At 68.4% G+C, this 25147-nt stretch carries 21 protein-coding genes; 13 read left to right on the plus strand and 8 right to left on the minus strand.

What is annotated here, in order from left to right; genetic code table 11:
• Positions 1-27: 27 nt before the first annotated feature.
• Entirely contained in the window at positions 28-990 is a 963-nt protein-coding gene (locus ACFSXZ_RS39805; RefSeq protein WP_378271580.1) for a TerC family protein, read from the minus strand.
• 241 nt (positions 991-1231) lie between these two features.
• Between ACFSXZ_RS39805 and ACFSXZ_RS39810 the strand changes: the two genes are divergently transcribed.
• The 7 genes from ACFSXZ_RS39810 (at position 1232) to ACFSXZ_RS39840 (ending at position 9162) form a co-directional block, all read left to right on the plus strand.
• On the plus strand, positions 1232-4024 hold the full coding sequence (locus ACFSXZ_RS39810; RefSeq protein ID WP_378271582.1) for an alpha/beta fold hydrolase: 2793 nt from the start codon (positions 1232-1234) through the stop codon (positions 4022-4024).
• Between the two features lie 148 nt (positions 4025-4172).
• On the plus strand, positions 4173-5129 hold the full coding sequence (locus tag ACFSXZ_RS39815; protein ID WP_378271583.1) for an ABC transporter permease: 957 nt from the start codon (positions 4173-4175) through the stop codon (positions 5127-5129).
• 73 nt (positions 5130-5202) lie between these two features.
• Entirely contained in the window at positions 5203-6111 is a 909-nt protein-coding gene (locus ACFSXZ_RS39820) for a hypothetical protein (RefSeq protein ID WP_378271585.1), read from the plus strand.
• Positions 6108-6722 carry an AAA family ATPase gene (locus ACFSXZ_RS39825; RefSeq protein WP_378271586.1) on the plus strand — a complete coding sequence of 205 codons (615 nt, stop codon included), beginning with the start codon at positions 6108-6110 and terminating at the stop codon, positions 6720-6722. The genes ACFSXZ_RS39820 and ACFSXZ_RS39825 overlap by 4 nt, the downstream gene beginning before the upstream one ends.
• A 23-nt stretch (positions 6723-6745) precedes the next feature.
• A complete protein-coding gene (locus ACFSXZ_RS39830; RefSeq protein ID WP_378271588.1) occupies positions 6746-8245 on the plus strand; it encodes an ASCH domain-containing protein in 1500 nt (499 codons plus the stop codon).
• The gene (locus ACFSXZ_RS39835) at positions 8242-8724 is read left to right on the plus strand and encodes a hypothetical protein (RefSeq protein ID WP_378271590.1); all 483 of its coding nucleotides are present in this window, start codon (positions 8242-8244) and stop codon (positions 8722-8724) included. Before ACFSXZ_RS39830 ends, ACFSXZ_RS39835 begins: the two co-directional genes overlap by 4 nt.
• Before the next feature lie 57 nt (positions 8725-8781).
• Positions 8782-9162, plus strand: a complete 381-nt coding sequence (locus tag ACFSXZ_RS39840; protein WP_378271592.1) for a VOC family protein — start codon at positions 8782-8784, stop codon at positions 9160-9162.
• Between the two features lie 93 nt (positions 9163-9255).
• On the opposite strand, the gene uvrB is transcribed toward ACFSXZ_RS39840, so the two are convergent.
• The 3 genes from uvrB to ACFSXZ_RS39855 all read right to left on the minus strand — a co-directional run bounded on the left by uvrB (position 9256) and on the right by ACFSXZ_RS39855 (position 13155).
• Positions 9256-11415, minus strand: a complete 2160-nt coding sequence (gene uvrB / locus ACFSXZ_RS39845) for an excinuclease ABC subunit UvrB (protein WP_378271594.1) — start codon at positions 11413-11415, stop codon at positions 9256-9258.
• Positions 11416-11496: 81 nt separating this feature from the next.
• Positions 11497-11757, minus strand: coding sequence for a hypothetical protein (locus ACFSXZ_RS39850; RefSeq protein WP_378271596.1), 261 nt, complete (start codon positions 11755-11757; stop codon positions 11497-11499).
• 129 nt (positions 11758-11886) lie between these two features.
• On the minus strand, positions 11887-13155 hold the full coding sequence (locus ACFSXZ_RS39855) for a PucR family transcriptional regulator (protein WP_378271598.1): 1269 nt from the start codon (positions 13153-13155) through the stop codon (positions 11887-11889).
• 59 nt (positions 13156-13214) lie between these two features.
• Between ACFSXZ_RS39855 and ACFSXZ_RS39860 the strand changes: the two genes are divergently transcribed.
• Complete coding sequence (locus ACFSXZ_RS39860) at positions 13215-13730, plus strand: DUF402 domain-containing protein (RefSeq protein WP_378271600.1); 516 nt, start codon at positions 13215-13217, stop codon at positions 13728-13730.
• Between the two features lie 65 nt (positions 13731-13795).
• Complete coding sequence (locus tag ACFSXZ_RS39865; RefSeq protein WP_378271602.1) at positions 13796-14584, plus strand: class I SAM-dependent methyltransferase; 789 nt, start codon at positions 13796-13798, stop codon at positions 14582-14584.
• Positions 14585-14779: 195 nt separating this feature from the next.
• Here the strand turns inward: ACFSXZ_RS39865 and coaE are convergent, their stop codons facing one another.
• The 4 genes from coaE to ACFSXZ_RS39885 all read right to left on the minus strand — a co-directional run bounded on the left by coaE (position 14780) and on the right by ACFSXZ_RS39885 (position 20739).
• Entirely contained in the window at positions 14780-15967 is a 1188-nt protein-coding gene (gene coaE / locus ACFSXZ_RS39870) for a dephospho-CoA kinase (protein WP_378271854.1), read from the minus strand.
• A 776-nt stretch (positions 15968-16743) separates the two neighbouring features.
• Positions 16744-19062: an ATP-binding protein gene (locus ACFSXZ_RS39875; RefSeq protein WP_378271604.1), complete on the minus strand. Its 2319-nt coding sequence runs from the start codon at positions 19060-19062 to the stop codon at positions 16744-16746.
• A 51-nt stretch (positions 19063-19113) separates the two neighbouring features.
• Positions 19114-19962, minus strand: a complete 849-nt coding sequence (locus tag ACFSXZ_RS39880; protein ID WP_378271606.1) for an SMP-30/gluconolactonase/LRE family protein — start codon at positions 19960-19962, stop codon at positions 19114-19116.
• A gap of 36 nt (positions 19963-19998) precedes the next feature.
• Positions 19999-20739: a FadR/GntR family transcriptional regulator gene (locus ACFSXZ_RS39885; protein ID WP_378271607.1), complete on the minus strand. Its 741-nt coding sequence runs from the start codon at positions 20737-20739 to the stop codon at positions 19999-20001.
• 168 nt (positions 20740-20907) lie between these two features.
• Here ACFSXZ_RS39885 and ACFSXZ_RS39890 point away from each other — a divergent pair, with 168 nt between their 5' ends.
• From ACFSXZ_RS39890 to ACFSXZ_RS39905, 4 genes are read left to right on the plus strand one after another with little or no spacing between them, the layout of a single operon-like run.
• Entirely contained in the window at positions 20908-22032 is a 1125-nt protein-coding gene (locus ACFSXZ_RS39890; RefSeq protein WP_378271609.1) for a substrate-binding domain-containing protein, read from the plus strand.
• Between the two features lie 10 nt (positions 22033-22042).
• Positions 22043-23077 (plus strand): ABC transporter permease, encoded by a 1035-nt coding sequence (locus tag ACFSXZ_RS39895; protein WP_378271611.1) that lies wholly within the window; start codon positions 22043-22045, stop codon positions 23075-23077.
• Entirely contained in the window at positions 23074-23835 is a 762-nt protein-coding gene (locus ACFSXZ_RS39900; protein ID WP_378271613.1) for an ATP-binding cassette domain-containing protein, read from the plus strand. The genes ACFSXZ_RS39895 and ACFSXZ_RS39900 overlap by 4 nt, the downstream gene beginning before the upstream one ends.
• A gap of 60 nt (positions 23836-23895) precedes the next feature.
• On the plus strand, positions 23896-25089 hold the full coding sequence (locus ACFSXZ_RS39905) for an aldose epimerase family protein (protein ID WP_378271615.1): 1194 nt from the start codon (positions 23896-23898) through the stop codon (positions 25087-25089).
• Positions 25090-25147 lie beyond the last annotated feature (58 nt).

The following is a 25147-nucleotide window of genomic DNA, read 5'->3' on the forward strand; positions in this document are numbered from 1 at the left end:
GCCCCGAACCTACCCTCGTTAGCGAAGCTAAGAAGTCCGCTCGGCGAACGTGTCGTGCCGGACCTTGATCAAGCTCAGCACCGTGGTGGCGGCCAGGACGGCGATGATCACCCCGAGCGAAACCCAGTTGTCGATGTCGGCCCACTCCGGCACGACGCCGTACTCGTGCAGCGCGTGCAGGACCAGCTTGAAACCGATGAAGCCGAGGATGACGGCCAGCCCGTAGGAGAGGTAGACGAGCTTGTTCACCAGCCCCCCGATCAGGAAATAGAGCTGCCGCAACCCCATCAGCGCGAAGGCGTTGGCGGTGAACACCAGGAAGCCCTCCTGGGTGATACCGAAGATCGCCGGGATGGAGTCCACCGCGAAGAGCAGGTCTGCGCTGCCGATCGCCACGATGACCAGGAACAACGGCGTCATCCGGCGCTTGCCGCCGAGCTTGATGAACATCCTTTTGCCGTGGTAGTCGTTGGTGACCGGATAGATCCGGCGAGCCCATCGGGTGACGGTGTTGTCCGTGTACTCCGCGGGTTCGTCCTGCTCGCGCGCCATGCTGATCGCCGCCCACACCAGCACGGCGCCGAAGAGGAAGAACACCCACACGAACTGCGCGACGAGCGCCGCCCCGATCGCGATGAACGCGCTGCGCATGACCAGCGCGAGCAGAATGCCCACCAGGAGCACGCGGTGCTGGTGGATCGCGGGGACCTTGAACGAGGCCATGATGACCATGAAGATGAACAGGTTGTCCACCGACAGCGAGTACTCGGTGATGTAGCCGGTGAAGAACTGGACCCCGTAGTGGTGACCGGCCAGCGCCCAGACCGCGGCACCGAACAGCACCGCACAGGTGACGTAGAAGATCACCCACCGCGCGGCCTCGCGGGTGCCGATCTTGTGGGGGTGGCGGTCCACGATCACCAGATCCAGGGCGATCAGAACCAGAAGCCCTCCGACGGTGGCGGCCCACAACCACAGCGGCACAGTCATCGAGTGCGATACCTCCGGTTAGCGCGCATGGCGACTAGCCGGAGGTCTCTTCCGCCGGTTCACCGGCCGCCGGTGCCGGGCCCCTGCTGGAGAAGCCGTGCTGACGACACCGACGCGAAGGAATACTCCCCTCCACGTACCCCCTCATGATTCCCCATGAGCGAGTAAAGATCCAGCTTAGGTAAGCCTTATCACCCCGCGCCATCGCGAACTCTCAGGAAAGGTCACCTAGGGTCATAGGGTGCCACGCATTCCCCTTCCGCACACCCGCCGCGCGCGCGTCCTCACGCTCGCCGCCGTGGTGGTGGTGCTCGCCGCCGCAGGGCTCTTCTGGGTTTCCTCCGGCCGCCAGAGCGCTCCCGTCGCCACCCAGGACGCCGTGCTCGACGTGCCGGCGGCTCCCGGTTCGGCCGCCCGCGTGCACCTGGACACGACGCTGTACCTCCCGTCGCGGACCCCGGCTCCGGCGATCCTGCTGGCCCACGGGTTCGGCGCCGACAAGACCAGCGTTGCCGACCAGGCCCAGGAACTGACGCGGAGCGGTTTCGTGGTGCTCACCTACTCCGCGCGCGGATTCGGTCACAGCAGTGGCCAGATTTCGCTCAACGATCCGGATTTCGAGGTGGCCGACGCCTCGCGCCTCATCGACTATCTCGGCACCCGGCCCGAGGTCCGCCAGGACGGGCCTGATGATCCGCGCGTCGGCGTGACCGGTGCCTCCTACGGTGGCGCGCTGGCGCTGATGGTGGCCGGCGCGGACCGCCGGGTCGACGCGATCGCCCCCGTGATCACCTACAACGACCTGGCGCAAAGCCTCGTGCCGAACGGTGTCTTCAAACGGAACTGGGCGGCGTTGCTGTTCTCGGCGGGCGCCTCCGTCTCCGCGGGTTCCTCCGGTGGCAACCCGGCCCTCGGCAACGACGCGCCCGAACCCGGACAGGAGACCACCGGCAGTGGCTCGGGAGGTGCGGGGGGCGGCGGTTCGTCGACGGCGGGAGCCGCGGCGGGCGCGCCTGCTCAGGCACCCCCGGATCAGCCGGCGGCAGGCGGCGGATGCGGCCGGTTCACCGCCGAGATCTGCCAGGCCTACGTCGAACTGGCGACCACGGGCGCGGCGAGTCCGCGCACGCTCGCCCTCCTGCACCGCCTCTCCCCCGACTCGGTCACCGGGAACATCAAGGTGCCCACCCTGCTCGTGCAGGGTGAGAACGACACGCTCTTCGGGCTGGACCAGGCGGAGGCCAACGCGCGGCAGATCAGCGCGGCGGGCGGCCGGGTCCAGCAGATCTGGTACGCGGGCGGGCACGACGGCGGCAAGCCGGGCCCGCAGTTGCGCGGCAAGATCGGCGACTGGCTGCGCTACCAGCTCACCGCCGAGGGCACCGACCCGGTCAGCGGTTTTCCTTATGACGTCCAAGGAACACTGCGCGCTTCGGGCACACCGTCGGTCCGCGTCGTCGAGGCCTCCGACGCCACGCCGAAGCCCGAATCGCTGTTGCTCGCCGGAAACGAGCAGACGATCATGAACCCACCCGGCGGGGTCCCGGCCGCGGTGAGCGGGCTTCCCGGCCTCAACTGGCTGGCCGGTTCCTCACGGGTGACCGGTCTGTTCGGTGTCGACCCGCCGGGCCAGACAGCGCGGTTCACGTCGGCACCACTCGGCTCGCAGGTCCTGGTGGCCGGGGCGCCGTCCCTCCGCCTGCGGGTGTCCGGGTCGGCTCCCGAGGCCGTGCTGTTCGTCAAGTTCTACGACGTGAGCCCGGATCGGAACCTGAGCCTGCCGGCGAACCAGGTCATGCCGGTCCGCGTCGCACTGCCCCCGGGCGGCGGCGCGGTGGAGGTCCCGGTGACGCTGGCCGGCATCGTGCGGCCGGTCGAGTCGGGGCACATGGTGCAGATCGCGGTCACCACCACCGACCAGGGCTACGCGACGCCCACGGCACCGGCGTCGTACCGGGTGTCCCTCGTCGGTGACCTGACCGTCCCGACCATGCCGGGCCACGCCGTCGGCAACGGCTGGCCCGTGGGCGACCTGCTGGGCATCGCGGGCTTCCTCGCCGCGGCGCTGGCGGTGGCGGTGGCCGGCGGGATCCGGCGTCGCCGGGCGCACGGCGTCGATCCCGCGCTCACCGAGGTTCCGCTCGTGATCGACGGTCTGACGAAGGCCTACCCCGGCGGCCTCACCGCGGTGAAACAGCTTTCCTTCCGCGTCGAGCCAGGGCAGGTACTCGGCCTCCTCGGTCCGAACGGCGCGGGCAAGACGACCACGCTGCGCATGCTGATGGGCCTGATCACCCCGACCGCCGGAGAGATCCGGGTGTTCGGGCACCGCGTGCGGCCGGGTGCGCCCGTGCTGTCCCGGATCGGGTCCTTTGTGGAGGGTTCGGGCTTCCTGCCGCACCTGTCCGGCGAAACGAACCTGTTGATGTACTGGGAAGCGACCGGAAGGCCCCGGGAGAAGGCGCGTCTGGCGGAGGCGCTGGAAATCGCCGGGCTGGGCGACGCGATCCACCGCAAGGTGCGGACCTACAGCCAGGGCATGCGGCAGCGCCTCGCCATCGCGCAGGCCATGCTCGGCCTGCCCGAACTGCTCGTGCTCGACGAGCCGACCAACGGGCTCGACCCGCCCCAGATCCATCAGATGCGAGAGGTGCTGCGGCGCTACGCGGCGACCGGCCGCACCGTGCTGGTGTCCAGTCACCTCCTCGCGGAGGTCGAGCAGACCTGCACCCACGTCGTGGTCATGCATCGCGGCGCGCTGGTCGCCGCGGGCGAGGTCGCCGACATCGCGGCGGCGGGTGGCGAGGCCACCTTCCGCGTGGACAGCCCCGGCACGGCGGCGGACACCCTGCGCACCTTCACCGGCGTGTCCAATGTGGACATCGAAGGCCCGTTGGTGCACGCCGATCTCGACGGGATGCCGCGCGCCGACGCGGTCGCGGCGCTGGTGCGCGCCGGGGTCGCGGTCGAGCAGGCGGGCCCGAGGCGGCGCCTGGAAGACGCGTTCCTCAGACTCGTCGGGGAGGACGGATGAGCTTACCATCGCGCAGCCCCAAGTTCATCCGGCCGACCGGGTGCGGGTGTCCCGCAAGTCACCGAGGACGGATGAGCTTACCATCGCGCAGCCCCAGCTCGTCCGGCCGACCGGGTGCGGGTGTCCCGCGGAACACAGCGGAGGACGGATGAGCAAGACGGACCAGGCCGCGAACGCGGCCCTCGACACCGGGGTGCACACCGACCCGGCCGCGCTCGACGAACTCGCCGAGGCGGCCCGGCAGGAGCGCACCGAAATCGGACCGGACGGCGGCGTGCTCGGCTACCGTCCCCGGCGCACGCTGCGGCTGGGCGTGGAACTGCGACGGCAGGTGCGCCGCCGCCGGACCCAGCTGGTGCTGGGTTTCGTGGTCCTGCTGCCGTTCATCCTGGTGCTCTCGTTCCAGATCGGCCGGTCGAGCCCGAACCGCCGCTCCGGCGGATTCGTCGACCTGGCCACCGCGAGCGCGCCGAACTTCGTGATCCTGGCGCTGTTCGTGGCGGGCGGCTTCCTCCTGCCCACGATCGTCGCCCTGTTCTTCGGGGACACCATCGCGAGCGAGGCGTCCTGGTCGAGCCTGAAGTACCTGCTGGCCATCCCGGTGCCGCGGCACCGGGTACTGCGCCAGAAGGCGATCGCGTCCGGGCTGCTGTCCCTGCTGGCCCTGGTGGTGCTGCCCTTGGTCTCGCTCGTGGTGGGCTTGCTGTGGTACGGCACGGGGGACGCGATCAGCCCGACCGGTGACGCGATCCCGTTCGGGAAGAGCCTGGTCGCGATCGCGATGGCGACCGGTTACATCGTCCTCCAGCTGGCTTGGGTGGCCGGGCTCGGCCTGCTGCTGAGCGTGCTCACCGACGCCCCGCTCGGCGCGGTCGGCGGCACGGTGCTGGTGGCGATCCTCTCGCAGATCCTCGACCAGATCACCACACTGGGCACCCTGCGCGACTACCTGCCGACGCACTACTCGTATGCCTGGATGGACCTGATCGCCAGCGACATCGACTGGACGAACATGGCCGCCGGGGCACTGTCCGCGGTCGCCTACGGCACGGTGTTCTCGCTGCTCGCGGCGCGCCGGTTCGCCACGAAGGACATCACCAGTTAGGCCTCACACACCATTGGTTACCTACTGCGAATGACCGCTGGGCTTTTTCTGGGCATTGTGCTTCACTCCTGACATGTCCAGAAAAAGCCCAGCCGACGCACAACTGGTCGCGGCGGTGCGTCGGCTGCTCCGGTACGGGTTGCCGGTAACTCCCGCGAGCGCGGACGCCGTACTGCTTGACCTGCGCGGGGTCGTGGCCAGGGCGGTCGACCCCACTGACACGGCCAGTCTCACCACGGCGCTGGACGGCACCCTGCGGGGGCTCCTGGCTCGGTTCCCGGACGTCCGATACGCCTCGGCTGCACGAGCGCTGTTCGGACTGTCACCGGCCGAGCCGGGACAGAATCTCACCGTCCGCCGCGACCTGGCAGCCGAACAAGCCGGTCACGAGGCGCATCATTTCCGCAAGCGGGTCGAGCCGAAGCTGATCGAGAAGATTGCCTGGGAACTGCTCACTGACGCCGACCGGTTCACCCGCTCACCGATGATCGCACCCAGGCTGGCCCCGGTCGGCCACCGACAATTGGTACAGGCGGACCCTTTCGCCTGGGAGGTCGCCGAACACGAGGAACACTTGGCCCGCTTGTGGTCGGCGATTTACGCGGCCCGCGCCGAGTTGCTTGCCGTAGAGCGGCTGATCAGTCTCCGCGCCGACCGGATGGAGATCCTCCGGACGGCGGTGACTGCTGCCTGGCGGTGGGCCACTGCCCGTGCGGAGGCAATCAGCTACACCACCGCGTTCGTCCCCGAGGCCGGAGTCTCGGCGGACGAGGTGGTCGCCCTCGCCGGATGGACGCCGGCTCTGACAGCGGCACAAGCATCCCGGCTGGTCGAGGCGGCTACCGGCGGAGCCAGCCGGGAACAGTTTGTCGCCGCACTGCACGGCGAACCTGGGTTGGGCAACGCTTGGACCGAGGGATTTTTCTCCCCTCCGGCATCCCCTGAGATCACTCCCGATGAACAGAACGGACAGTTGCCGTGACTACCACCAACCCGGCGCTCGCCGCCGCCCTCGATGCCGCGGCGACCGGTGACCCGCGCCGCTATGTCGTCACCGGCGGCCCGAGTTCTGGCAAAGACGATCTGATCGAAGCGGTCCACGCCGCCGGAATCCCCTGCATGACCGAGGAACCCGGCCGTGAGATCTATCGCAAGCACCGCAAACGATTGGGCCGGCACTTGCGCAAAGAAGACCGCCGTGAGTACTCCCTGGAAGTGCTGGAGGCGTTCATCGCCGAATACACCGCACACACCAGTGGGATTCGCTTCTACAACCGCGGCATCCCCGACGGCTACGGCTGGGAAGGTTTTTTCGGGCTACGCCCGACACCACAGCTGGAAGAAGCCACACGGCTCTACCGTTACGACGCCATCTTCGTGCTCGATCCGCTGGACACTTTCGAGGATCCCGACGACATCGTCTGGGCCAAGGACCGCGAGATCCGGCGCGTTCACGAACTCATCGTGCAGGGCTACTATGACGCCGGCTATGAGCCGGTGTTCGTCTCGGCGGACTCGGCTAGTGCCCGGCTGGACTTCATCTGCGCCAACCTTCGCCTGCCCAAACCCAGCCGAGGAGCGCGATCTCGTTGAACCGCACCGGGAAACCATCATTGATGCTGTCCCCGAACAGCATCTTGGCCAACGCGCTGTTGCGCTCAATCGACTTACTCCGGCCTCGCGTCCTCGCGACGCGGCCGAACCGGATCGAGTTCGTGGTCGGCACACAGATCAACGGCGCACCCCACCTGGGCACGAATCTGGTGCAGACCGCAGCGTTCCTGCTGGCGAAGATCGCTCGCCGGGAATTCTCCATCGACACCCGCGTCCGGTTCAGCGCACTCGACAACGCCCCCTACGACGTGGTCCTGGACCCGGAGACGCACACCGCCTACCAGCAGACCTACTTTCACGCCCTGGGCAAGGAAAAGATCGCCGAACTGATCGAGGGCTACTACCGGGCATTCTTCGCCTCCCTCTCCGAAGCCACCGACACCGATTACGCGGTCGAGACCTACACCTGGCAGCAGGCCACTTCCGGGTTTCGGGCCGAGTTCTTGCGGACGCTGGAGCGGATCGAGGACATCCGCTGGTGGATGGCCCCTTCACACGGGGTCGTCCACATCCGCGTCCCGTGCCCCGAATGCGGCTGGGCCGAGAAGCGGGGTGACCGCACCAAACTCGCCCACCTCGACGAGGACGGCGCCACGTTCACCGCAGTCTGCTTCGACCACGGTCCCTACGAGGCGCACATTGACCCCGAAGACGACCAGCCCTACCTGGATCTGGCCACCCTGTACCGCAACCTGGTCAAAGAGCGCGCTTTGGGCCGTGCCACCGGCACGCTGCACGTGATGATGAAGGGTGGAGATTGGGCGTTCGGCTGCCAGCTGGTCGATGGTGCGCTCGGCGCCCTGGACACCCCGCCGACAAACATGCCGATGCGGATCTTCACGCCCCAGGTGCTCGCCCCGACCGGGGCAAAACTGTCCAAGTCTCTCCTTCGCGAGCAGGGTAAGGGTGTCCTGCCGACCGATGTCGAGCCCTGGATGCTCGACACCACCACCTGGCCGGGCGGTGTTGACAACTACGTCGACGCCCTGGTCTGGCTCGTCGGCGAACTGCTGACCGACCCCAAGCACTTCTTTCGCTCGTTCACTGTCAAGGAACTTGGCCGGCTCATGACCGCACGCCCCACCGAAGCCGTTGTCCGTGCCCACGAAATGGGCATCTACAAGCGCTACTTCGATCTCATCGCTACTGGCCGGAAGACCACCGAAATCAGGGTCAACGACTCCAGCCGCAAGAAGATCAAAGTAGGCTCACTGATCCGGTTCCGCTGCCAAGGCGACGAGATTCTCACTCGCGTCACCCGTGTCGTGCGCTACGACAGCTTTGACGCGATGTTCGACCACGAATCCGTCTCCTCCGTCAATCCCTTGGCGACCAGAGAGGAGCAACTCGCGAACATTCGCCAGATTTATCCGCCCGAACGCGAAGCCCTGGGCGTTGTCGCCATCGGCATCGAGCTCGTCGATCCACGCCGGACGGCGCCCAGGGACGCCGCATCGTTTACGACCAATTCTGGCGCTCCCGGCCGTACACTGCAGAGGTGAGCCAGGACACACCGGCCTTGGAAACGTCGCACCCGCCCGAAGCCGTGCTCAAGGTGCTGAACCCGGTGATGCGCGCCCTGCTGCGCACGCCGCTCGGCCGGCGCATGGGCACGCTGCTGGTGCTCGGTTTCACCGGTCGCAAGACCGGGCGGCGATACGAGATCCCGCTGACCGCGCACCGGATGCGGGACGGGTTGTACGTGCTGACCGGGGCGCCGTGGCGGCACAACTTCGACGGCGGCCGTGACGTCGAGGTGACGGTGGACGGGCGCACCGTGCCGATGCGTGCGGTCCCCTTGGCCGATCCTGGACAGATCGCGGACGTGTACGCGCGCCGGATCGCCGAACTCGGCGTGAAGAACGCGCAGCGGCAGATAGGGATCAGGATCAACGTTCCCCGCACGCCCACCGGCGAGGAGGTCGCCGAGGTCGTGTCGCGCGAGCATCTGGCGGCGATCCGGCTGGAACCTCGCCCCTGAAGTGTCGGACACCGGGCGGGCCGGGAACGTCCCGTCCTGCTCAGCGAGGAGGCGCGGATGCCTCGTCCGGTTCATTTCGAGGTCCACGCGACCGACCCTGAGCGAGCGATCACCTTCTACGCCACGGTTTTCGAGTGGTGTTTCGAGCGCTGGGGCGACCGTCCGTACTGGTTGATCAGCACCGGCCAGGGCCCCGGCATCGACGGTGGCCTGGTGCCACGCGAGGGCCCGCCGCCGGAGGACGACGCGCCGGTCAACGCCTTCGCGGTCACGCTGGCGGTCGACGACGTCGACCTCACGACCCGACACGTCGAACAGGCGGGCGGCACGGTCGTGATGCCGCGAAGCGCGATTCCCGGTGTCGGCTGGCTCGCCTACTGCAAGGACACCGAGGGCAACGTGTTCGGTGTCCTGCAAAGCGATCAGGACGCCGCCTGAGGCGCGCGGCCGGCTCAGTGCCTGTCTTGAAACCCGGGAGGCGGGTTCGACCACTCACCTTGACCAGGCACCTCCCGTTTCGAAGACGGGCTCTCAGTGCACGCCCGCGGCGTCCATGCCGCGGAGCTCCTTCTTCAGGTCGGCGATCTCGTCCCGCAACCGGGCGGCCAGCTCGAACTGCAGGTCGCGAGCGGCCTGCATCATCTGGTCGGTCATCTGCTGGATGAGGTCGGCCAGTTCGGCCCGCGGCATCGCGGAGACGTCACGGTCGACCAGGACACCCGAGCTGCGGCCGCCACCGCCCTGCTCCGGCTTCTTGCCCCGTGAGACGTTCCGGCCCGAACCGCCGACCTCCACCTCCTTCTCGGAGTCTTCCGCCTCGGTGTAGACGCGGTCGAGAATGTCGGCGATCTTCTTCCGCAACGGCTGCGGGTCGAGTCCGCGCTCTTCGTTGTAGGCGACCTGCTTGGCGCGGCGGCGGTTCGTCTCGTCGATGGCGTACCGCATCGAGTCGGTGATCTTGTCCGCGTACATGTGGACCTGGCCGGAGACGTTCCGCGCCGCACGGCCGATGGTCTGGATCAACGACGTGCCGCTGCGGAGGAAGCCCTCCTTGTCGGCGTCGAGGATCGCGACCAGGGACACCTCGGGCAGGTCGAGCCCTTCCCGGAGCAGGTTGATGCCGACCAGCACGTCGAAATCGCCCGAGCGCAGCTGGCGCAGCAACTCCACCCGCCGCAGCGTGTCCACCTCCGAGTGCAGGTAACGCACCCGGATGCCCAGCTCCAGCAAATAATCCGTGAGGTCCTCGGCCATCTTCTTCGTCAGCGTGGTGACCAGGACCCTCTCGTCCTTCTCTGCCCGCTCGCGGATCTCGTGGACCAGGTCGTCGATCTGGCCCTCGGTCGGCTTGACGATCACCTCCGGGTCGACCAGCCCGGTGGGCCGGATGACCTGCTCCACGAACTCGCCCCCGGTCTGGCCCATCTCGTACGGCCCCGGCGTGGCCGACAGGTAGACCGTCTGGCCGATCCGGTCGCTGAACTCCTCCCAGGTCAGCGGCCGGTTGTCGAGCGCGCTCGGCAGCCGGAAGCCGTGCTCGACGAGGGTGCGCTTGCGCGAGGCGTCGCCCTCGTACATGCCGCCGATCTGCGGGACCGTCACGTGCGACTCGTCGATGACCAGGAGGAAGTCGTCCGGGAAGTAGTCGATCAGGGTCGCCGGGGCCGAGCCCGGCGCCCGGTCGTCGATGTGCCGTGAGTAGTTCTCGATGCCGGAGCAGAACCCGACCTGGCGCATCATCTCGATGTCGTAGGTGGTGCGCATCCGCAGCCGCTGGGCCTCCAGCAGTTTGCCCTGTTTCTCCAGCTTGGCGAGCTGCTCCTCCAGCTCCGCCTCGATCCCGCGGATGGCCCGCTCCATCCGTTCCGGGCCCGCGACGTAGTGGGTGGCCGGGAAGATGCGGACCTCGTCCACCTCGCGCACGATCTCGCCGGTGAGCGGGTGGAGGTAGTACAGCTTGTCGATCTCGTCACCGAAGAACTCGACGCGGATCGCCAGCTCCTCGTAAGCCGGAATAATCTCGACCGTGTCGCCGCGCACCCGGAAGGTGCCGCGGGCGAACGCGAGGTCGTTCCGGGTGTACTGCACGTCGACCAGCGCGCGGAGGAAGACATCGCGCTCGACCTCGCCGCCGACCTCCAGCTTGGCCGACCGGTCCAGGTAGGACTGCGGGGTGCCCAGACCGTAGATGCAGGACACCGAGGCGACCACGATCACGTCCCGCCTGGACAGCAGGTTCATCGTGGCGGAGTGCCGCAGGCGCTCGACATCGTCGTTGATCGACGAGTCCTTCTCGATGTAGGTGTCGGTCTGCGGGACGTAGGCCTCGGGCTGGTAATAATCGTAGTAACTGACGAAGTATTCGACCGCGTTGTGCGGGAAGAGCTCACGCAGCTCGTTGGCCAGCTGGGCGGCCAGGGTCTTGTTCGGCGCCATCACCAGGGTGGGCCGTTGCACCCGCTCGATCAGCCAGGCCGTCGTCGCGGACTTGCCGGTGCCGGTGGCGCCGAGCAGGACGACGTCCTTCTCACCCGCCTTGAGCCGGGTTTCCAGAGCCTCGATGGCCGCGGGCTGGTCACCGGCGGGGCGATAATCGCTGACCACTTCGAATCGCCCGTCGCTCCGGGGGATCTCGGAGACCGGGCGGAACTCGGACTGGGCGAGCACGGGATGTTCTGTCGCGAAGGCCACGTCACCAGAGTAGGCGCGGGTACCGACATTTTTCGGCCGGGGGCGACGGCTGCTCCAGGGTCCCGCCGCCCCCGCGGCCCCCTACCAGAAGGAGCGGTACCGCCCGCGCGATGACCTGGCAAGACAAGCTTCACAGGGCATCCCGCAGATGCGGTTCATGACTTCGGCATCCCCGGGCGCGATCGGTTCGCCGCACAGCGCGAGAAGTTCGTGGGGCACCGGCCCGCTGCCAGGGATCGGCACCAGGTGGCACACCCTTCTGCGCTCGCCGACCACACCGCGGCGCAGGCGGACGATGGCCACCACTTCTTCGGCCGGCTCGGCGTAGGCGACGTTCGTCATGCGAGAACCATAATCCGGAATAATCGCGGAATCTTCGTGCCGGGGACCCAACGTTGTGCCACCCGGCTGGTACCGCAGACCGAAAAAAGTTAGCGCCATCACGCCGCTTCCGGGGAGGTTCCGCCGACCTCACGCCGCCTTGGGCGCCAGCACCGCCGCGCCCAGCCGGTGGCACAGCTTGAGCGCCAGCTCGATGTCCAGGCGGTTCTCCGCGATCGGCCGGCCGAGCAGCTCCTCGGCCTTCCGCACCCGGTACTGGACGGAGTTCTTGTGCATCATCAGCTGGCCCGCGGCGGCCGTGTAGCTGCCACCGGAGGCCAGGAACACGCGCAAGGTCTCCCGCAGGCGCTCGTGCTGGCCGTCGTCACCGGCCAGCACGCCCAGGGTGTCGCCTACCCAGAGCCGGGCCGCGTTCAGGTCCGCGGTCATCAGCGCGATCGCGCCCACGTCCCGGAAGAACAGCGCACGGTCACAGTTCTCGCCCGCGGCCAGTGCCAGCGCGTGCACGCGCGTGGCCTGACTGTGACTGCGGCGGAAGCCCTCGATGCCGTCGCCGGGTTCGCCGAACACCAGCCGGACGCCGGGCTCGACCGCACTCAGGATCCGCTCGACGTGCTTCTCCTCCGGGACGGCCGGCCTGTCGAGCGGGAACCACACCCAGGCGCACAACTCGTCGTTCGGCACGAACAGGGGCGAGCCCGAGCCGTCGAGGGTCGCGCCGATCTCGCTCGTCACCGATTCCAGCTTCCCGAGGCCGTTGCCGGACACCGTTCCCGGCGCGCACCACACGATCATCGCCAGGTGCGTGCCGCGCAACCGGTAACCGAGGTCGGTCGCGCTGGCGTCGACGTCGGCATCGCCCTCCCCCAGCAGCGCCCGGACCCGCGCCGTCCGTGCCGCGCTCCGGTTCTGCACCCAGCGGTCGCGCTCCTCCTGGTAGGCGGAGATCACCTGCTGGATCACGCGGTCGACGAAGGCGAACCCCACATGGAGTTCGTGGCGGACCATTTCCGTCAGCAGGGTCGCGTCACCTCCTGCCAGCTGACCCGCCGCCGTCACCCCGTGGTCGAGAACGGTGTTCTGGGCGACGTAGTAGGCGCGGATGAGGTCGATCACCTCGGTGCCGCGCTGGGCCAGCCGTCGTGCGTACTCCGTCGCCGCGGCGGGTGCCTCGACACGGGCCGGATCGATGTCGTGCTGGAGCACCTGCAGCACCGTTTCGAGGTTCTGGAACAGGCTCGCGGACAGGAGACTGACCACGCTTTCGTCGTCCTGCACCAGATGCGGGAGTTCGCGTGCGTACAGCCCGAGCAACTCGACCGTCAGGTCCTCCGTGCGGTCACGGAGGATGCCCGCTACCTGCGCGACCTGATCGACGACGACGCTCTTCTCCACCACATGATCACTCTAGCGGCGAAGCACTCGTTTTCGTACGACAAACCGGGAGAATCGTGGGTATGACAGCGATCCACCCGCCGAAGATCGAAACGTTCGACACAGTCACCGGGATCAACACCGATCCCAAGGGGATCGCCCGCGAGATCGAGGAGTTCCGGGTCGAAGACTTCGGGCTCTACGTCGCGCGGCCCACACCGGGACGCGCGCAGTTCAGTTACCTCGAATCGTGGCTGCTCCCCGGGTTGGGGTTGCGGCTGACCGACTTCTGGTTCACCCCGGGTCATGAACGGGACCAGGACTTCTACTTCGACGTGGTGAGCGTCGAAGTGACCGGAAAGGTCTGGCGCACCACGGATTGGTACCTCGATCTCGCGTTGCGGGAGGGTCGTGGTCTCGACGTCCTGGACACCGACGAGCTGCTCGCCGCGTCCGCGGCCGGCCTGGTGACACCGTCCGAAGCGAACCGCGCGCTCGAAGTCGTTTACCACACTGTGGAAGGTCTCGCCTCGCACGGTTACCGGCTGCACGACTGGCTTTCCGGCCTGGACATCTCCCTGACGTGGCGGAGACGCTGACGAACGTTTCCTATTATATGGGATAGTGCTCCCATTATCCGGGAGGACGGCGTAGCGTGCTCACCATGCCGATCTATACGCACGGGCATCACGAGACCGTGCTGCGCTCACACCGCTCGCGCACCGCGGAAAACTCCGCCGCCTACCTGCTGCCCCACCTGCGTTCCGGCCTGTCCCTCTTGGATGTCGGATGTGGCCCTGGAACGATCACCGAGGACCTGGCCCGCCTGGTCGCGCCCGGCCGGGTCACCGCGATCGAACCGACGCCGGAGGCGCTCTCGGTGGCGAAACGGTCGGTCAAAACCGGAGACATCCGTTTCGAAACCGCGGATGTCCACGACTTGCCTTACGCCAACGAAAGTTTCGACATCGTGCACGTGCATCAGGTTTTGCAGCACGTGCACGACCCCATTCGCGCGCTCCGGGAAATGCGGCGGGTCACCGTCGCCGGCGGTATCGTCGCCGCGCGAGACGCCGATTACGCCGCGATGACGTGGTATCCCGAACTGCCCGCACTCGACGAGTGGCTCAGCGTCTACCGCCGCACCGCCCGGCACAACGGCGGGGAGCCGGATGCGGGGCGTCGGCTGCTGTCATGGGCCCGCGATGCCGGGTTCACCGACGTGACGGCGACGGCATCGGTGTGGTGCTATGCCACCGCGGAGGAAAGGCAGTGGTGGAGCGGAATGTGGGCCGACCGTGTCGTGGAGTCGGCGCTGGCCGGCCAGGCCGTTTCCTACGGCTACGCCACCCGCGCGGACTTGGCGCGCATGTCCGCGGCGTGGCGCGAGTGGGGCCAGGCCGAGGACGGCTGGTTCGCGATCCTGCACGGCGAGATCCTGGCCCGGCCCTGACCGGCTCCGGAACGCTTTACCAATCCGACCAAAAGTAGGCGGAGACGGACCGGAGCCAATCTGACTGTATAGACCCGTTTCCGCCGTGGCTGTGGTCGGATTGGTAACGATCGGCACAGTAGGTCAAGGAAAGTCGCATGACCTGATGGGCAAGAACGCCCGCACGAAAGGGCAATCCGGTGCGGGAGCGCGGCTTCAGGCGTTCTCCGGCTCCCAGCCGGTGGCCTGGACCCAGGCCTCGGCACGACGGAAGGCGGCGTTGACCCAGCCCTGCTTCGCGGCGGCATAGGCCTCGGTAGTGTCATGCGCGCCGGCGAGTTCGTTCTTGAGCCTGGCGTAGGCGTCACGTTCGGACGGATTCGCCCGCATCCACGCCGTGAAGACCAGCGAGAGGCGCCACGCGGGCGTGTCGAGGGACCGCACGTGCAGGTTGACGGGCCGTGCCGGGTCGGCTCCGTAGTGGAACCGTTTCGGCCACCGCTGAACCGATCCGTCCTGCGGTTCGTCCCACCATGGTCCCTCGGCCCGGGGGAACCCGGCGGCGGACAGCGCTTCCTCCACCGCGTCCGCTTCGTCCAAAGTGGACACCGTGAGCTGCAGGTCCAGCACGTCCTTCGCGGGCAGGCCGGGCACCGCCGTGGAGCCGATGTGGTCGGCCCGCACGGCCCGCTCCCCCGCCGCGAGGCGGACCCTCGCCAGGGCACGGGCGGCCTGGCCCCGCCAGGCGTCGTCGTGGGGCACCAGCCGCGGCGCCGTTCGTGGGCGCGGCCGGCGCAACCGGATGTTGGCCTCGAACGGCACCAGCCGGTCCGCCCACAGGCGGTCCACCTCGGCCAGGATGACGTCCGGGAAGCCCGAGTTGTCCAGCCACACGTCCGCGGCGGCCCGGCGCGCGGCCTCGTCCGCCTGCGCGGCGATGCGGGCGCGGGCGTCCTCTTCGGACATTCCCCGGCTCTCCACCAGCCGCCGGACCCTCGTCGCGACCGGCGCGTCCACCACGATGACCAGGTGGTAGCCGGCGCCGAGGCCACCCTCCACGAGCAGGGGGATGTCGTGCACCACGATCGCGTCGGGCGCGGCGCCCGCGGCCAGTTCGGCGGTACGGGCACCGATCCGGGGATGCAGGATCCCGTTCAGTTTCCGGCGCTCCTCCTCGTCGCGGAACGCCTTCGCCGCCAGCGCGGACCGGTCCAGCGCGCCCTCCGGCGTGAGGATGCCCTCACCGAACGTTCCGACCAGTTCGGCCAGTCCCTCGGTCCCCGGCTCGACCACCTCGCGGGCGATCGCGTCGGCGTCGATCAGCACCGCGCCGTGCTCGGCGAGCCGGGCGGCGACCGTGGACTTGCCCGCTCCGATACCTCCGGTGAGCCCCACGCGCAGCATGTCCGCATTCAACTACGGATCGTTCCGCGCCCGTCGGGCGGCCCGCCTGGCGTCTGGGTGGGACGACCGTGACCGAGCGGGCAGTCCCCGCGGATTTCCGGGCGATTCTCGGACGTGCACACACCGTCACGACTCGCCTGCGGGCAGGGTGGAGCGATACCGGGTACCGCGACCACCAAGGACACGGTCGCGGCCTCGGGGCGAATACGTACGTACTCAGATCCGTAGGTTTCCCGGTCTATTCCGACGTGCGTCCGGCCATCCTGGAATGGACGCAAGATGGAGGAAGGCCATGAACGTGGACTCGCCACCGCAGCCCTGCCCGAGGTGCCAGCGCCCCGTACTGCTGGCCGGATTCAGCTGGGGCCGGCAATGGGTGCATCTGGGCACCTGGCGGCCCCAGTGTGGACCGCCCGCCTGGGTCACCAAACCTGAGCCGGTGACCAGCACGCCAAGGGCGTCCTGACCGGCCGGCCGGCGCCGCCCTCCCCTCGCGCGCCGACCGGTAAGAGCGCGGCGGGCCCTCCTGCCTGGTCCGCCCGCCGCGCTCATTCCTAGTTTCATAGTGCGCGCGATCGGATTCGGGTAGCCAGGCCGTGGCTTCGAGCGACCGTCACCACGGTAGGTAGGGCGGGCCGCCTCCCCAAATCCGAGGCCTTCGGCACCCGCGCGCCTCTGCTCGCCTCAAGCGAAAACGCGGACTTCGAGACCCGCCCCAGTCTTGCGGCGGCCCGGCATGGTGTGCGGCACGTGCCGGGTCGCCGCTAGCCAATGTCTCAGGTCGCGAGCGCTCGCCGCTCGCCCAGCCATGCCGCGATCTGCGCGCGTGAGGTGAACCCCAGCTTCGCCAGGATGTTCTCGACGTGGGTCTCGGCCGTGCGCTGGGCGATCACCAGCCTCGCCGCGATCTCGCGGTTGGACAGCCCGTCCGCGACCAGCTCGGCGATCTCCCGCTCACGCCGGGTGAGCTCACCCGGCCTGCCCGCTCGCCGGCCTTGCGGCCGGGGGCGCACCGGGCTCCGCTTTTCGTCCAGTGCGAAGGCGATCGCCTCGTCGAGGCTCGCCCGTACCATCGCGCCATATGCCTTGACGAACGCTTCGGCCCCCAGTTCGGCCCGGGCCCGCGCGGCGCATCGCTCGTCGAAGGCCGCGTACGGACTCGTCTCTTCGGCCGGCGCACCGCTGTGCCGCCAGGCCGATTTCGCGGCGCCGAGCAGTCCCGCGGCGCGCTCGTGCCTGCCCTGCGCTCCCGCACACCAGGCCATCGCTTCGAACGCGTAGGCGAGTTGGGCGCGGTCGGCGGCCGGTGTCGCGGTCGCCTCCCGGAGCAGCGCGCTCGCCCGCCGGGCGTCACCCCAGCGCCATTCCTGGACCGCCAGGGCCCATCGCGCGTAGGTCTTCGACCAGCCGGCGCCGTGCTCCTCCGAAAGGCCCAGGGCGTCCGACGAATAGGGGGCCGCCGTCGGCAACTCCTCGTCGACGAAGAACGCCAAGGCCGCCAGCAAGAGCAGAGTGGTGAAAATCTGGGGAAGATCGCCGGCGGAGCGGTAACCGGCCAGCGCCTCGTGCAGCAGCGTGCGCGCCCCGGCGAGGTCGCCTGTCGCGAAGGAGACCATGCTCCGGCCCCTGGCGTAACCCGCCCGCAACGCATCGTCACCGAACTTCTCGGCCAGCACCCGTGTCTCGTCGAGCATCCGCCGCGCGGGTTCCAGTTCGCCGATCTGCGCGGCCAGGAGCGCGCAGTGCTGCAGCGCTTCGGCTCTGGCCCGGGTCGGCGCGGTGTCGAACGACAACGCCTTGGCGAGCCAGCGGTGCCCTTCGAGGGCGCGGCCGCTCGCGTAGAAGTAGCTCCACAGGCCCGAAGCGATCTCGGTCGCGTTCCGGGCCAGATCGGGATGAGTCAGGCAGTAGGCCAGCGCGAGCCGCAGGCCCTCGTGTTCGCGCCCCAGCCGTTCGGCCCATTCGAACTGCCGCGGGCCGAACCAGTTCTCCCGGTAACGGCGCGTCAACGCCACACAGTAGGCGACGTGCCGGGCACGCACGGTCTCTTCCCGGCCCGACTCCGCCAGCTTGCCCCGGCCGTATTCGCGGACCGTCTCCAGCATGCGGTACCAGGCCGTGCGGCCGTAGGTTCCGCTGCGGCGCGCGAGAATCGACTTGTCCACCATCCCGGCCACCAGGTCGAGCACGCTGTCCCGCTCGATGCCGTCGCCCGCGCACACCGCCTCCGCGGCCTCGAGGTCGAAACCGTCCGGGAAGATCGAAACCGCCGCCCACACCCGCTGTTCCGCCCGCGTGCACAGCGCGAAGCTCCACGTGACCGCCGCCTCCAGGGTCCGGTGCCGCGGTTGCGCGGTGCGGCGCCCGGTGGTCAGCAGGCGGAACCTTTCGTCGAGCCTGCTCAGGATCTGGTCGAGGGAGAGCACCTGCAACCGCACCGCGGCCAGCTCGATGGCCAGCGGGATGCCGTCGAGGCGGCCGCAGATCCGGTCCACCTTCTCCCGGTTGGCCGCGTCGATTTCGAAACCGTGCACCACCGCGGCGGCCCGGTCGGCGAACAGCGTCACCGCCTCGCGGTGGCCGTTCTCCCCCCGTTCCGGGGCGGCGAGCGGCAGCACGGGCAGCACCCGCTCGCCTTCGGTGTGCAGAACCTGCCTGCTGGTGGTCAGCACCCGGAGGCCGGTGGTGGCGGACAGAAGCTTGCCGGTCAGCGAGGCGCAGGCCGAGACCAGATGCTCGCAGTTGTCGAGGACGAGCAGGAGCCGCTTGTGCTCGAGGTAGTCGGCCAGGCCCCCGACCGCACACGTCGCGGCGTTCTCGCCCATGCCGAGCACATCGGCGACGGTGACGGGCAGTGATTCCGGATCGTGCAGCTCGTCCAGCGGGACGAACCACACGCCGTCGGGGAAGGCACGGCGGATTTCGGCCGCGACGCGCAGCGCGAGCCTGGTCTTGCCGACACCGCCCATGCCCGTCAACGTCACCAGGCGCGTGGTGGACAGCAGCCGTTTGACGTCAGTCAGCTCACCGCGCCTGCCCACGAAACTCGTCAGCTCCGCGGGCAGGCTGCCAGAGGTTCTCGGCGGGTCCGCCACGAGGAGAAGTGTAAGGCGGTACAGCCTCCGTGGTGTCGCACTCGCGTTGGTCTACCCGAACGTGAGCACCGGAATTCCGCGTACCCCCGGACGATAGGAGAAGAGCGCACCCGCCTCGGGCTGCTCGCCATCGCCAATCCCTTGCCGTGACGTGGTGATGAAGAGTTCGTCGAGGTCCGGACCGCCGAAGGCACAGGCCGTCACCTGCGTGACGGGCAGCGTCACGCGCTCTTCCAGCTTCCCTTCCGGTGTGTAGCAATGCACCGCGCTTCCGCCCCACAACGCGACCCACAACCGTCCGTCCGCGTCGACCGTCATTCCATCGGGTGCACCGGCCTCTGGGGGGACAAGCACCGCCGGCCGTCGGCCCGTCAGCTCACCGTCATAGTCGAACCGGTCGATTCGCTGCGAGGGCGTGTCGATGTAGTACGCCGTGGTGCCGTCCGGACTCCAGGCCAGGCCGTTGGAAATGGTGACGCCGGTGAGCACGGTGCGCACCGTGCCGCCGGCGTCGAGCCGGTACAACTTCCCCGCACCGGCCCGCGTGTCGTAGGCCATCGATCCACAATAGAATCTTCCGTCCGGGTCACACCCGCCCTCGTTCATCCGGACTCCGCTGTCGGACCACAGTTCTCCCAGCGGTTCGATCTCGTCCAGAGAATGGTTCGCGAGCGCGAACCCGCGTTCGACGGCCAGCACCGCGCCACCGTCCGGTCGCGGCCGCAGGGCCGCCGCGACCGTGCCGACGTGGTGCCGGGACACCTCCCGCGTGACGGCGTCCAGTTCGAGCACGTCACCCGCGAGCATGTCGACCCAGCGCAGACCCGGCCATCCGGCGAACCATACCGGACCTTCCCCGTGGTAGGAAAGCGGATCCGTCACCTGGTCCACTGTAGACATTCCGGTCTCCTCTTTTCCCCGCCGCGGCGGAGGTGTTCAGGCTGGACCCATCGCCTCCGCGGCCTCGGCCGTGGTTTCGATGAGTTTCTTCATGGCACGTGACGCACCGAGCGGCCGCCTGCCGCGAACGGCCGAGAGCACCGCCTGGTGCAGCGGCAGGGTCGCGGTCACGCCGCCCGGCGCGTGCGAAGTCGTCTCGAGACCGTGGTACAGACCGGTCTCCAGCAGGCGTCCGAGTTGCTCGATCAACTGGTTGCCGCTCGCCTTGAGCAGGATCAGGTGAAAGCGCAGGTCGGCTTCGACGAAGGCCCGCACGGTGTCCGGCATGCCGGGCACGTCACTGGCGTTCGCCCCCATCGTGGAGTAGGCCTCGTCGAGCGCCGCGAGCTGGTCGCGCGTGGCGCGTTCGGCGGCGAGCGCGGCCGCGCCGGGCTCCACCATCAGGCGCAGCTCCAGCAGGTCGGCCACGAAGGCGCGGTCCGCGATAAGGCCGTGCCAGTCGAGCACGTCACGGTCCATCAGGTTCCACTGTTCGCGCGGGAGCACCCTGGTGCCCAGCCGCGGCCGCGCTTCCACCAATCCCTTGGCGGCCAACGCTTTCACGGCCTCACGGACCCCGCCCCGGCTTACGTTGAGCTGAGCCGCGAGGTCTGCTTCGTTCGGCAACTGCGCGCCGTAGGGGAACTCGCCGGAGACGATCCGGCGGCCGAGCAACTCCACCACCCGGGTATGGATGGTGCGGTGACGTCCCAGGGGGCCGTCCCTGTTGGTGCTCATGGAGTAATCCTCGAATCATTCATCCATCATGTCAATCACTTCTCCGTTTCCGAATCGTTACTTTCCGACCGGACCCGCTTCTGGGCAAGTCTTGACTGTATCGACGAATCATCCAATGATTCAGACGCCGAACCCGGGTTCCCCGCAGATGTGGATGGGTGGTCATCGATGAGTGAAAGCACTTTCAACGCACCGGCCGAGGACGGCGCGACCTCGCGCCGCACCGCACTGAGGTTCCTCGGGGCGGGCGGCGGCGCGGTCGCGGCGGGCGCACTGCTGGCCGCTTGCAATGGTGTGCAGGGCGGGTCGAACTCGTCCACGTCCGGTTCCGGCGCGTTCCCGGCCACACCGGCCTGGAAGTTCGTGTTCATCAACCACGTCACCACGAACTCCTTCTTCAACCCCACCAGGACGGGGCTCGCCGACGCCGCCAAGATGCTCGGGCTGCCCACACCACAGTGGACCGGCTCGACGGAGGGCAACGTGGCCGAAATGGCCAGTGCCTTCTCCACCGCCATCAACCGCGGCGCGGACGGCATCGCCGTCGCGCTCACCGACAACAACGCCTTCGTGGAGCCGACCAAACTCGCGTTGAGCAAAGGTATTCCGGTGATCGCCTACAACGCCACCGCGGCCGGAAACTACCCGCTCACCTACGTCGGGCAGGACCTCTACCAGTCCGGATTCCTGATGGGACAACGGATCGCGAAGGACGTCACCTCCGGCACCATCCTCGTCGGCATCTCCCAGCCGGGCGGCAACAACGTGCAGCCGCGGCTGGACGGCATCACCGCGGCGCTCAAGCAGGCCGCCCCTGGGGTCAACGTCCAATCGATCAACACCGGCGCCGAGCAGGCCAACGAGCTCAACGCGATCACCGCCGCCTACGACGGCAATTCGGGCGTGAAGGGCCTCTACGCGGTGGACGCCGGAAGCACCGCGTCGATCGCGCAGCTCATCAAGACCCGCAGCCTCCAGGGCAAGATCCACGCCGGTGGTTACGACACCCTCTCCGACACGCTCAATGGCGTGCAGTCGGGCGCGCTGGACTTCACCATCGACCAGTCCGCCTATCTCCAGGGTTTCCTGCCGGTGCTGTACATGTACCTCTTCCGGCTGTCCGGGACGCTGGTCGCGCCGCCGTTCACCGACACCGGCCTGACGTTCGTGACCAAGGAAAACGTCGGCCCGTACGTCTCGGCCAACAGCAAGTTCGAGGGTGGCCCGAAGGGCGACCTCATCCCGATGCCGCCGTCGATCCCGCTGCCCGCCGCTTCGGCACCGAGCCACTAGGAATTCCCCCATGACAGACGCGCTCACCGGAAAGCAGGAGGACCAGACCTCCCAGCCGGCAGGCACTCCGCGCGGCCCGGGGCCGCTGTCCCGGTTGATCCGGGTCAAGGAGCTGTCCATCCTGGTGGTCACGGTCGCCGCGGTGATCTACTTCGTGGCGGTTTCCGGACCGGGCTTCACCACCCCGGAGAACTATCACACGATCGCGCAGTACGTGGCGCCGTGGGCGATCGTCGGCGCCGGTGAGGTCCTGGTGCTGATCTGCGGTCAGATAGACCTGTCCGCCGGCTTCGTGTTCACCCTCTCGCCGTTCGTGCTGATGTTGTTCTACAACAACGGCTGGCCGCTGTTCCTGGCGGTGCTCGGGGCGATCGTGGTCAGCGGGCTCATCGGCATGGTGAACGGCCTCATCCACACCGTGTTCGGCCTGTCCGCCTTCATCACCACCCTGGGCATGGCGTTCCTGCTGTGGGGCCTGGAACTGATCATCTCGGGCGGCTCGCCGGTGAGCGCGCCCACCGACAGCTGGGTGGTGTCGGTCTTCGGCGGCTCGCGATGGTCGGAGTTCATCTGGGCGCTGGTGGTCGTCGCGGTGATGCAGACCGTGCTGTCCACCACCCGGTTCGGCATCTCCACCCAGGCCACCGGCGGTAACCCGATCGGTGCCTCCGAGGCCGGTATCCGGACCAACCGCGTCAAGGTCGCCGTGTTCACCATCGCCGGTGCGCTGGCCGGGCTCGCCGGCATCCTCCAGGGCACCCGGGTGGGCTCGTACGACCCGACCAACGGCGGGTTCAACACCATGTTCTACGCGGTGGCCTCCGCCGTGATCGGCGGCACCGCGCTGCTGGGCGGATCCGGCACGGTGATCGGCGCCTTCCTCGGCGCGCTGCTGCTGGGCCTGGTCTACGACGGTTTCAACCTGATGGGCATCAGCGCGAACGCCTTCTACATGGTCCTCGGCGGCGCCATCCTCGTCGCCGCGCTCCTGAACGTCTATGTGACGGTGGTCCGCAAACGCTTCGGGACAAGGGGGCGCGCATGAGCGAGGCCGAGGGCGGCGAGGTCATCCGGGCCGAGCACGTCAGCAAGCGATTCGGGCCGGTGCGGGCGCTCGCCGACATCAACCTCAACGTGCGCCGGGGCGAGGTGCTGGGCCTGATCGGCGACAACGGCGCCGGGAAGTCCACGCTGATCAAGATCCTGACCGGCTACCACCAGCCGGACGGCGGGCGGTTGCTGTTCGAGGGCCAACCGGTGCAGCTCAAGTCGGTGACGCACGCCCGGTCGCTGGGCATCGAGACGGTGTTCCAGGACCTTGCGCTGGTCAACGACCTCCCGGTCTACCTGAACCTGCATCTGAACAAGGAACTGGTGCACAAGCCGCTGCCGTTCCTGCGGCGCAAGGAGATGAAGCGCCGGGCCCGCGAGGCGCTCGACGCGGTGGGCATCAACATCCCGTCGGTGACCGCCGAGGTCGCCCAGCTCTCGGGCGGGCAGCGGCAGGCCATCGCGGTGGCCCGCTCGGTCTACTCGAACAACGCGAAACTGCTGCTGCTCGACGAGCCGCTGGCGGCGATGGGCGCCAAGGAGGGCGGCATGATCCTCCGCCTGATCGACGAGCTACGACGGCGTGGCGACCTCGCGATCATCCTCATCGCCCACAACTACAGCCAGGTGGTCGACGTCTGCGACCGGGTGAACCTGTTGCAGCACGGCGAAATCACGTTCGACAAGCGATCGAAGGAGACCTCGGTGACCGAGCTTCTCGAGCTCGTGCACGCCGAGTACAGGGTGCACTAGAGGAGGAAGGCCGCTCGCGACCGGGTAGGCGCGGGTGTCTCGCGGAGAACTGGAGGATCAATGTCGATCTCAAGGCGCGGCCGGGCCGCGCTCGCGGTCATCGCCGCGGCTGTCATGGCGCTAGGGTTCACCAGCGTGACCTCTTCCGCCGCCCCCGATTCCAGCGCCAGACCACCGACGGTGAGCAAGGAGTACTTCGGTCAGGCCGACGGCAAGGCCGTCTACCGGTACACGCTGGCCAACGCCCGCGGCATGCGGGTCCGGATTCTCAGCTACGGCGGCATCATCCAGACGCTCGACGTGCCGGACCGGCATGGCCACACCGCCAACGTGGTGCTCGGTTTCCCCACCCTGGCCGACTACGTGGCCAAGAACAGCCCCGCCGCCGGCGGCGGCACCTACTTCGGCGCGCTGATCGGCCGCTACGCCAACCGGATCGCCAAGGGGACGTTCACGCTGGACGGCACGACCTACCACGTGCCCGTCAACAACAACGGCAACAGCCTCCACGGTGGCACCGACGGGTTCAACCAGCGGGTCTGGGACGTCACGGAGGTGCCGGGCAAGGGCACCGCGGGTCTCCGGCTGACGCTGGTCAGCCCGGATGGCGACCAGGGCTACCCCGGTACGCTCACCGCGACCGTCGAGTACACATTGGACAATCAGAACCGGTTGAGCATCAACTACCACGCGACCACCGACAAGCCGACGGTGGTCAACCTGACCAACCACACGTACTGGAACCTCGACGGCGAGTCCTCGGGTGACATCTACGGCCAGAAGCTGATGCTCAACGCCGACCGCTACACGCCCACCGACTCGACGCAGATCCCCACCGGGGAGCTGGCGCCGGTCAAGGGCACGCCGTTCGACCTGCGCAGGCCCACGGCCATCGGCGACCACGTGGCCGACAACGACCCGCAGCTGCTCACGGGCCAGGGCTACGACCACAACTGGGTGCTCAACCGTGAGGACGGCACCTCGCTCGCGCTCGCGGCCCGGGCCAGCGATCCCGAGAGCGGGCGCGTGCTGACCGTCCTGACCACCGAGCCCGGAATCCAGTTCTACTCCGGCAACTTCCTCACCGGGACGCTGGTCGGCACCGGTAACAAGACCTACCGGCAGGGCTACGGCTTCGCGCTGGAAACCCAGCACTTCCCGGATTCGCCCAACCACGCGAACTTCCCGAGCACGGTGCTGCGGCCCGGTCAGACCTACCAGCAGACCACGGTCTTCGCGTTGAGCACCGACTGACAACGACAGATATCGAAGCGGGGCCGGCCTTTTCGAGGCCGGCCCCGCTTCGTGTCCG

It is taken from the genome of Amycolatopsis pigmentata (assembly GCF_042684065.1).
GTDB lineage: Bacteria > Actinomycetota > Actinomycetes > Mycobacteriales > Pseudonocardiaceae > Amycolatopsis_E > Amycolatopsis_E pigmentata.